The following is an 8,133-nucleotide window of genomic DNA, read 5'->3' as shown; positions in this document are numbered from 1 at the left end:
TGACGATGCGCCGTTCCACGCCTAATTGGCGCAGCGCGCGGCCGACTCGGCGGGCATCGGCGATCGCCCCGCATTCGATGTAGGTGTCGAACGCGGCATTGAGTTGGTCGAGTGCCTCGGAGTTGCGCTGTGCGCGACTCAACTCGCCGCCGGCATCCTCGGCAGCGCTGGCATAAAGAAGCGGCCGCGACGACGCGTGAAGCGACTCCGCGGCGGCCACCAATACCTCGGCGTCCCGCTCCAGGATGCCGCGGGTGTGTTGCGCGACCGTGGCGAACAATCGAACGGCGGGCCGCTCGCGTTCGAGCACGTCAACGGCGTCCAGGAGACGCGCGCGCAGGCCGGCATCACCGGCCGCTGAGGCTACCCGTGCGGTCAGGGTCAGCTGATCCAACACGGTCGGCAAGAACGGGGTCACGAGCAGCGAGATGTCGCCACCGAGCCAGCGCACCGCTTCATGAACGTCGTCGCGCTGCCACGCCGACAGCCCTAGCGCGCACGCCGCCCCGCGACGTACGGCAGGTGAACCGTTGATGTACGCATCGCGCGCCTCGCTCATCGTCTCTATCAACAACGTCCGGTCGTCGGTGCGCGCCGCCACCTCGGCCAGGGTGAACATGCGCATCGCGGTGACGAAGGTCGATCCCGTTCGCTCGGGCGTGGGCAGCCGCTCGGTGGTGGCGCGGGCAGCCGAGAGCCGGCCCGCGGCCACCTGTACAACCCCCGCCGTCAGGTCCCAGATGTGCAGCGCCATGCCGTCGCGTTCCTGCAGGGATTTCTCCGTGCAGTTCGCGACCACCGTCGCGGCATCTTCCAACCGTCCGACCACGGCAAGCTGGTTTGCCAGGTGGCATGCGGCGAGGTTATGAGCGGTCATGTCGCCCGCGGGGGGCAGGGCTTGCAGTTCCTCAACGCGGTGCAGCGCGCGGCCCGGATATCCGTTCGCGCAGTCAAGGCAGGCAAGTGCTACTCCGGACAGAATGCTCGACTCGAGATCGCCTGTGGTTGCGGCGGCCGCCGCCGCCTCGTCGGCTGCCGCGCTGTCGTGGCCGTGCAGGCCGTACATCGCCAGGTTGTACGCCAGCCACGCCTGGTGTCGCGCCCGGGTGACGTCACTGAGGTGGGGCAACTGAAGTGCGCGGCGGTTGTCTTCGATGTGCTGCGTTGTCGTATCAGTGATCGGCGTCCGGAGCCGGAGAAGAATCTCTGCCTCTTCTTCGGGCGCCAGCGCGGCAGACAGGGTGGCGCCGGCCAGCCTTTCCGCCTCTTCGTAGCGTGTGGCCCGGTTGAGCAGCACGATCGTTTCCGCCACGAGTGGCCCGCGTCCTGGGTCCTGGGGGGGCTGGAGCTCCAACGCGCGCTTGCTCAAATCCGACGCAGCGCCCGGATCGCCATTGGCCACCGAGTGAGCGGCTTCGCGGAGTGCAGCGATCGCGGCCTGATCGCCCACCTCCGCGCTGCGGGCGAGCTGGGTTGCGACCTCCTCGGGCGCCGCCCCCATGTCCAGCATGACGCTCGCTGATTGCCGCTCCATCGCTCGGCGCAGCGACTGGGGCAACGATTGCCGCGTCGCTTCGCGCAGCAGGTCGTGACGAAACCTCATCTGTTCACCGTCTTCGATGAGCAGGTCGGCGTGGATTGCCTCTTCTATCGCCGACACCAGGGCGGTGGGTCGGCGCTCCAGCATCGCGGCGAGCAGCCGGGCCGAGAACCGGTCAGGCAGCACGGCGGCTACTCGCACGACTTGGCTCGCAGCGGGGGAGAGCTGGTCGAGGCGTTGCTGCATGGTGTCGCTGAGCCGCCGCGGCAACGAGTCTCCGGTGGCGCCCGCGCGGCCCCCGCTGACATCGAGCCGGCCTTCCTCGTCCAGTCCTCTCAGCAGCTCCGTGAGCAGGAACGGGTTGCCGTGCGCCTTGTCGGCCAGATTCAGGAGCGACGCATCCGCGTTGGCTCGCACGGCATCTTGCACGATGTCGGCGACCGCGTTCGGTGCCATGGCCGTCAACCGCAGAAACTTGGCATCCTCGCGTTCCAGGGCGGTCAGCGTCTCGCGAACGACCGGGCCGCCGGCGCCGGTTCGGGCGGTAAGCACCCACAGGACCGGAGCATCGGGCCGTGTCGCGGCCAGCGACCGAAGCGCGAGCAGGGTGGCGTTGTCGGCCCAATGGATGTCCTCGAGGAGGATCACCACGGGCGTTCGGGACGCGGCCGAATGGATGGCGGCTTGCAGATCGCGCACCACCCAGTAGCGCAGATCGGCCGACGTGCCCAAGCGGCGCAAAGCCTCCGCATCACCGACAGGAGGATCCGCGCGCAGGGTCGCCATGAACAGCGAGAAAAATGGCACCGTCTGTTGGTACTCGAAGGCTTCGCCGAATAGTGCGCGAACTCCGGCCTTCTCCGCGAGCGTCAAGACCTCGGTCAGCAAGCGGCTCTTCCCGATGCCCGGCGGGCCCTCGATGAGCAGTACGCCCCCGCGCCCCTGAGCGAGCGCCGCGATCAGCGCGCCGACCACCTTCAGCTCGCCCGCCCGGCCACGAATCGGCGGAATGCGCACGTTCCCCGACGTCCTCGCGGTGTTCACGCGAACCGCCGCCCCCCGACGTGAAGTAGGCGGGCGCAAGACTTCCCCGTTGTGCCGTCCACAGTCCTCGCCACCCTTAGCGCTGGTAGCCAGTGTAGGCGTGTTCCTCAGCCCCCTTTGCTGTGGATCGTGTTCGACCATTTGTCGCGACGGACCTGGCACATTCCCGCGCCCGGGTGTACGGGGACGATCCAAGGGAACATACGTGGCAGAAGCCGCGGGCTTGACGCTCATCGAAGCCTGCTCTCAGACAGCGCGGTGGCGCTAACCCCACGCCTGGTCAACCACCCCAACGCAAAGTCGGCAACCTGGCGCCGGCGACCATCGATCGTGAGCGAATGGCCGCGATCGGCAAACTGCTTCAGGTCGGTCACGGCCGTCGATTCGCCATAGAGCTTGTAATCGGCAGGGCTAGCGACGTCTGGGACGATGTGGTCTTTTTGACAGGAGATCAAAAGCAGCGGACCGCCATCGGGATTCCGGCTGTCCATCCGGCGATTCAAATTGCCAAAGGCGGTCTGAATCAGCGGCGGTGTCGGCGGGTGGACGGAGTATGCCTCCGAAAATCGCTCCGACTCCGCGCCCGATGTCATGCCGCCACCTGGACTTCCACCGACAGATAGTCGGCTATCCCGTGCGTTGCAGGCCAGTCACCATCGCGCACCGCTTGGCTGAGCAACTCAACTAGTGGACTGCAGGCGCCCAACTCGGCCAGCCATGAGGCCACCGTCGGTGCGATGTCATCTGCTTGGACGCGTACGGTACGGCCGTCATGTAGGCGATCGGTCAGCAGATAGATAGTCATTTCTCCATGCCTTTCGCTGGGTCAGGTTGTGGCTGTCGCGCTGCATCGGGCGGCTCGTACCGGGATGGCCGGCGTCGGACCGCCTGATAGCCAGCCGCCGTTGCGTTCGACGCTGTGTGCCGTTGCTGCCTCATCGTCACTTTTCCGACCCGTCCGATGTATTAGCTGACGTGACCCATCACACCGCCGCGGGCGTACACTGAACGTCTCAATCTGAGTAGGTTTGCGCGTCTCAATTTGAGATGCCGGTATTGGGGGCGGCTGCACCGCTCAGTCGAGGAGCGAGGTCCATGCGTCGATGAGTTTGCGGGCCGACGCCCAAACCGACGTTCGCCGGGTGAGGGAACGGTTCTTGTGCGAGGGCTCCTTGGAGGCAAAGACCTTGCCCCCGAGCGTGCTGGAGTCCTGGCGTCGCTCGCAGGCCCTGCGCATTCACCCCGACCGGGTCGAGTTGCCCTTTGTGCGCGAACCCAATCGGGACTCGCGGTTGGCACGCGCGGCCGCGCCGGTGCTGCAGCGCGTCACCGATGACCTGGCCGCGCAAGGCGTCAGCGTTGTTCTGACATCAACTGACGGCGTAGTGGTTGAAAGGACCGCCGCGGAAGTGGCCATCCTCAACGCGTTGGACACGGTGAGCCTCGCGCCGGGGTACAGCTTGGCTGAAGAGGTGGCGGGCACCAACGGGATTGGCACCGCACTGGAAACCGGACGGCCCGCATTCATCGGTGGCGGCGAGCACTACGTCGCTATGTTCACCGGTTTCGCGTGCGCGGGTTCGCCGATCCGTGATCCCATAACGCACAGACTGATCGGCGCCGTGAATCTGAGTTGCCTTGCCGACCAATCCGATCCACTGCTGCTCGCGCTGGCCGCCAGCACTGGTCGGCACATCGAGGATCGCCTGCGGGCGGTGGCTCATGAGAGTGAGACCGCGCTTTTGGAGGCTTATCTGCAGCAGGCACGGCGATCTTCGAGCGGCGTGCTCGCGATCGGTGGCGATGTGGTGATGATGAACCCGTATCTGCGGCACGCGCTCGACGGAAACGAGCAAGCCGCCGTGCTCGAACACGCCTCGGACCTGCTCACCTCCACGCTGTCGGGCACGGTGCTGGCTGTTCTTTCTCGGGGGCGCGTCGCCAAGATCTCTGCCGCCGACCGGTCGACGACGGCGGGACGCGCCAACGTCGTTTTTCACGTCGACGTTTCCGCCGAGACCGGCTTGCATCCGTCTCAAACCGACCGCTCGGTGCACGTTCGAATTCCAGGCCTGGCAGGTCGTAACAGCGCCTGGCTGAGCTGCTGTCAGCAGGTGCGGCAATGCTGTCGCGACCGAGAATGGGTGATGCTCGAGGGAGAGAAAGGGTCCGGTCGGGCAAAGCTGGCGCAAGCTGTGGGGCAGGAAGTGAAGCGGGGCCGAACGGTTCGTGTGATGCGTACCGAAACATTTGCCAGCGCAGCGTCTTTCGTTGCAGAGCTGGCGACACTGTCCGGTGATGAGGACTTCGCAGTGGTGCTCGCCGACGTGGACGACATCGACAAGGACACGCTCGAGGCGATCACCTCGATGCTCGCCACGCGCGCAGGCCGAGGCTGGATCGCGGCGACCAAAAGCTCCGCGGCTCCTTCGGCACCGATCAAGCAGCTGTTGCCGCTGTTCACCCACAGCGTCACCGTGCCGGCGCTGCGACACAGGATTGACGACCTCGAGGAGTTGGTGCCGCTCCTGCTCCGCGAGCTCACCCGGGGGGCCGATGTAGCGCTGGCGCCCGACGCCATGCGCCACCTCAGCAGACTGCCGTGGCCGGGCAACGTTTCGCAGCTGCGGTTGGTTCTGACCGAGACCGTTGCCCGTCAACGATCGGGCATCATCGGCGCCGACAAGTTGCCCCCCGAGTGCCGGTCCGTCACGCGGCGGAAGCTGACCCAAATGGAAGCCCTCGAGCGCGACGCGATTGTCCGTAGCCTGCAAGACAACGGCGGCAACAAACAAGAGGCGGCTCGCACCTTAGGAATGTCGCGGGCAACCATCTACCGCAAGATCAACGACTACGGCATCGCGTAACACCCCCGCGCTTTTCGTCCCAAAAGCATTGGCCCACGATCATCATCGCGAATCGCCGTGGTCCGCGGCGGTTAGCCCCACAAGCTCCCGATAGCCAAACCGGGGGATCGCCGCTCGCGCCGCCACGCGATGCCGCCCGAATTAGCCGCCGCTAGCGACATTTTGACCGGCAGGCTTGTGATTCTCGAAATTCTAGGCAAATCACCCGGGTGAATCAGTTTGCCGGGTGATGACCACTCATCCCACACCGGTTAATGCTGCCTTAACAGATGGAGAGCGGACGGTACACGGAACCGACCATGTTTTTCGGATCTGCGTTCGATGCCGCATAAGCGAGCAATGTCGCGGTGACGGTGGACGAGCCAGCTCCGTTGACCGCCGCAAAACGCCATCGCCGCGAATTGGAGAAACCAGATGAAGCCTCACCAATTTCAACGATCGTCCGCTGAATACGCCTCCGGCGCCGTACGAACACCATGGCTGCTGCCTCGAGTGCGGGACGCCGCCGTGTCTGCCCTGCTATGGGTGCGCCGGAAGGGAGATGGCGCGATGGACGCCGTCCCGGCGATCGAGGATCAACTTCACGCGCTGCAACCCGTCTGTAGCGCCCAGCGGGTGTCGACCGGCATTACCTGCGGTGCGCGAGCGGTGGCGGTCGCCGAGATACACGCCATCGATGGATGCGACCAGATGGGGCTGACCGCAGACGGCGGCCTCGTCGAGACGCTCTGCCAGGCCTGCCTGGATACGTTGCGATGGGCGATGGTGACCTACGTTGCCGACAAACGCGAGATGGCGTCTCGGCGTGGCACCCACCCGGTGTGCGTCACCTGCCAGCGTCCTACTGGATGCCTGCGCAGTGTCTTCACTGTGCGCGCGTTCGGGCCCGAGGGGCTGACACCATGACCCGACTACGCATCGCCTCCCTGTTTCTGGCTGTCGTGGCCGGAGACTACGCCGCCCTCACGTTGATCTATGGCCAACTAACCGATTTCGGCGTCGCCGCCGCAGTTTGTGCGGGGTCTGCGATCACCGCGGGGCTGGTCGCCCGTGCCGAGAACCGACGCCGCCGAGCGGTGGCGCGGGGACGCGCGGCTGTCTGGCAGCGCCGTGATGAGCAGGCCACGACCGTGGCGAATCGGCAGTGCCCGTCGTGCGGGGGTACGCGCCAACAACCAAGCGAATCGCCCAGATTCGTTGACCGGCAGGTCGGCCTCTTATGCCGGGCGTGCGGGCCAGTCCTCAACTTAGGGCCGACATGACGAGCCTCGCCCTGACGTCAGGTGAATCCGGTTGCGGTGGCGTGGGGCGCCCGGTGACGTCGGCGTGGAGGAGTTGACATGAGCGCACCCGCCACCGCGTCGCGTTCGTCGCGCCCCCGCCTAACAGCACCCAGGGCACGAAAATCTCGGCGATTTCGCGCGGACACTGTCGTTGACGTCATCCAGGACGGTCCGAGCATGGCCGGGCGCATCGCCTGGCTGAGTGCCCGGCTGATGATCCGGCCCACGTTGAGCGTGGGCAGCTACCTGCCCTCGGCACCGTGGCCATGGGGCGTCGTCGAGTTTGCCGCCCGTGGCATCGCGCCGGCTCCAGGCACGGTGCGCGCCGGAATCGGGCTGGCGCATTGCACCGCGCAGCTTGTCCGCGCCGCCGGAGTGTTACCGGCCGACGGCACCCACCGGGCCGTGCTGTATATGCACGGCGGGGCCTTTCTCACCTGCGGTGCCTACTCGCATGGCCGACTGGTGAGCATGCTGTCGGGTGTCGCCGACAGCCCCGTGCTGGTGCCGAATTACCGCAAGATTCCCAAACATTCGATCAGCGACGCGATCGACGACTGCTACGACGGCTACTCGTGGCTGCGCCAAAAAGGTTATGAGCCCGACCAGATCGTGCTGGCCGGCGATTCCGCGGGCGGCTACCTGGCGCTGGCATTGGCTCAGCGCCTGCTTAAGTGCGGTGAGCGGCCCGCCGCGCTGGTGGCCATGTCACCGCTGCTGCAACTTGCCACACAACCCAAAAGGACCCACCCCAACATCGGCTCGGACGCAATGTTTCCGCCCAGGGCGTTCGACGCCGTCCACGGCTTGATCACCCGCGCCGCAGCACACCGCAACGCCGACGGGCACGCCGACTCGCTCTACGAGCCGCTCGATCACATCGAACCCGGCCTGCCACCCACGTTGATCCATGTGTCCGGTTGCGAGGTGTTGCTGCACGACGCGCAGCTCGCGGCCCGACGACTGGCGGCCGCCGGTGTGCCGGTCGAAGTGCAAGTATGGCCGGGCCAAATCCACGTGTTTCAACTCGCCGCGCCGATGATCCCGGAAGCCACCCGCTCACTGCGCCAGATCGGCCGCTACATCCGCGAAGCGACCGGATAGCTAAGAGACCCTGAGGTTTTCGACGATGGATTTCGGGGCGTTGCCACCAGAAATCAATTCGGGCCGCATGTATGCCGGCCCCGGCTGTGGATCGATGCTGGTTGCCGCAGCGGCCTGGGGCGGGCTGGCCGCCGACCTGCATTCCGTGGCGGTGTCCTACGGGTCGGTGATTTCGGGCCTGGCCGGCGCAGCATGGCTGGGCGCCGCGTCGGTTGCGATGACGGCCGCCGCCGCGCCCTACGTGGCGTGGCTGACGATGACAGCTGACCTCTGCGAGCAGACCGCCACCCAGGCC

The 8,133-nt window shown here is 66.2% G+C and carries 7 protein-coding genes; 4 read left to right on the top strand and 3 right to left on the bottom strand.

Going from position 1 to position 8,133, the window contains the following annotated elements:
* From Q0W90_RS21145 to Q0W90_RS21135, 3 genes are all read right to left on the bottom strand, one after another.
* Window positions 1-2,584, bottom strand: a 2,584-nt coding sequence (locus Q0W90_RS21145) for an AAA family ATPase (RefSeq protein WP_297698877.1), incomplete at its 3' end; no start/stop codon positions are given.
* A 230-nt stretch (window positions 2,585-2,814) separates the two neighbouring features.
* The gene (locus Q0W90_RS21140) at window positions 2,815-3,177 is read right to left on the bottom strand and encodes a hypothetical protein (protein ID WP_297698873.1); all 363 of its coding nucleotides are present in this window, start codon (window positions 3,175-3,177) and stop codon (window positions 2,815-2,817) included.
* Window positions 3,174-3,389 carry a hypothetical protein gene (locus tag Q0W90_RS21135; RefSeq protein ID WP_297698871.1) on the bottom strand — a complete coding sequence of 72 codons (216 nt, stop codon included), beginning with the start codon at window positions 3,387-3,389 and terminating at the stop codon, window positions 3,174-3,176. The genes Q0W90_RS21140 and Q0W90_RS21135 overlap by 4 nt, the downstream gene beginning before the upstream one ends.
* A gap of 394 nt (window positions 3,390-3,783) precedes the next feature.
* Here Q0W90_RS21135 and Q0W90_RS21130 point away from each other — a divergent pair, with 394 nt between their 5' ends.
* The 4 genes from Q0W90_RS21130 to Q0W90_RS21115 all read left to right on the top strand — a co-directional run.
* A complete protein-coding gene (locus Q0W90_RS21130) occupies window positions 3,784-5,451 on the top strand; it encodes a helix-turn-helix domain-containing protein (RefSeq protein ID WP_297776367.1) in 1,668 nt (555 codons plus the stop codon).
* A 549-nt stretch (window positions 5,452-6,000) separates the two neighbouring features.
* Window positions 6,001-6,357 (top strand): phosphoenolpyruvate carboxylase, encoded by a 357-nt coding sequence (locus tag Q0W90_RS21125; protein ID WP_297602029.1) that lies wholly within the window; start codon window positions 6,001-6,003, stop codon window positions 6,355-6,357.
* Window positions 6,358-6,791: 434 nt separating this feature from the next.
* Window positions 6,792-7,838, top strand: a complete 1,047-nt coding sequence (locus tag Q0W90_RS21120) for an alpha/beta hydrolase (RefSeq protein WP_297602028.1) — start codon at window positions 6,792-6,794, stop codon at window positions 7,836-7,838.
* Window positions 7,839-7,863: 25 nt separating this feature from the next.
* Window positions 7,864-8,133, top strand: a 270-nt coding sequence (locus Q0W90_RS21115; RefSeq protein WP_297776365.1) for a PPE domain-containing protein, incomplete at its 3' end; no start/stop codon positions are given.

Origin of the sequence: Mycobacterium sp., from assembly GCF_025933915.1 — a bacterium.
In the GTDB taxonomy this organism is placed as follows: Bacteria; Actinomycetota; Actinomycetes; order Mycobacteriales; family Mycobacteriaceae; genus Mycobacterium.
This window is presented reverse-complemented; position numbering and strand designations above follow the sequence as displayed.

Coding starts and splice junctions, on each gene's coding strand:
- Q0W90_RS21135 (WP_297698871.1), bottom strand. CDS start 3,389: ATGACTATCTATCTGCTGACCGATCGCCTACATGACGGCCGTACCGTA.
- Q0W90_RS21120 (WP_297602028.1), top strand. CDS start 6,792: ATGAGCGCACCCGCCACCGCGTCGCGTTCGTCGCGCCCCCGCCTAACA.
- Q0W90_RS21125 (WP_297602029.1), top strand. CDS start 6,001: ATGGACGCCGTCCCGGCGATCGAGGATCAACTTCACGCGCTGCAACCC.
- Q0W90_RS21140 (WP_297698873.1), bottom strand. CDS start 3,177: ATGACATCGGGCGCGGAGTCGGAGCGATTTTCGGAGGCATACTCCGTC.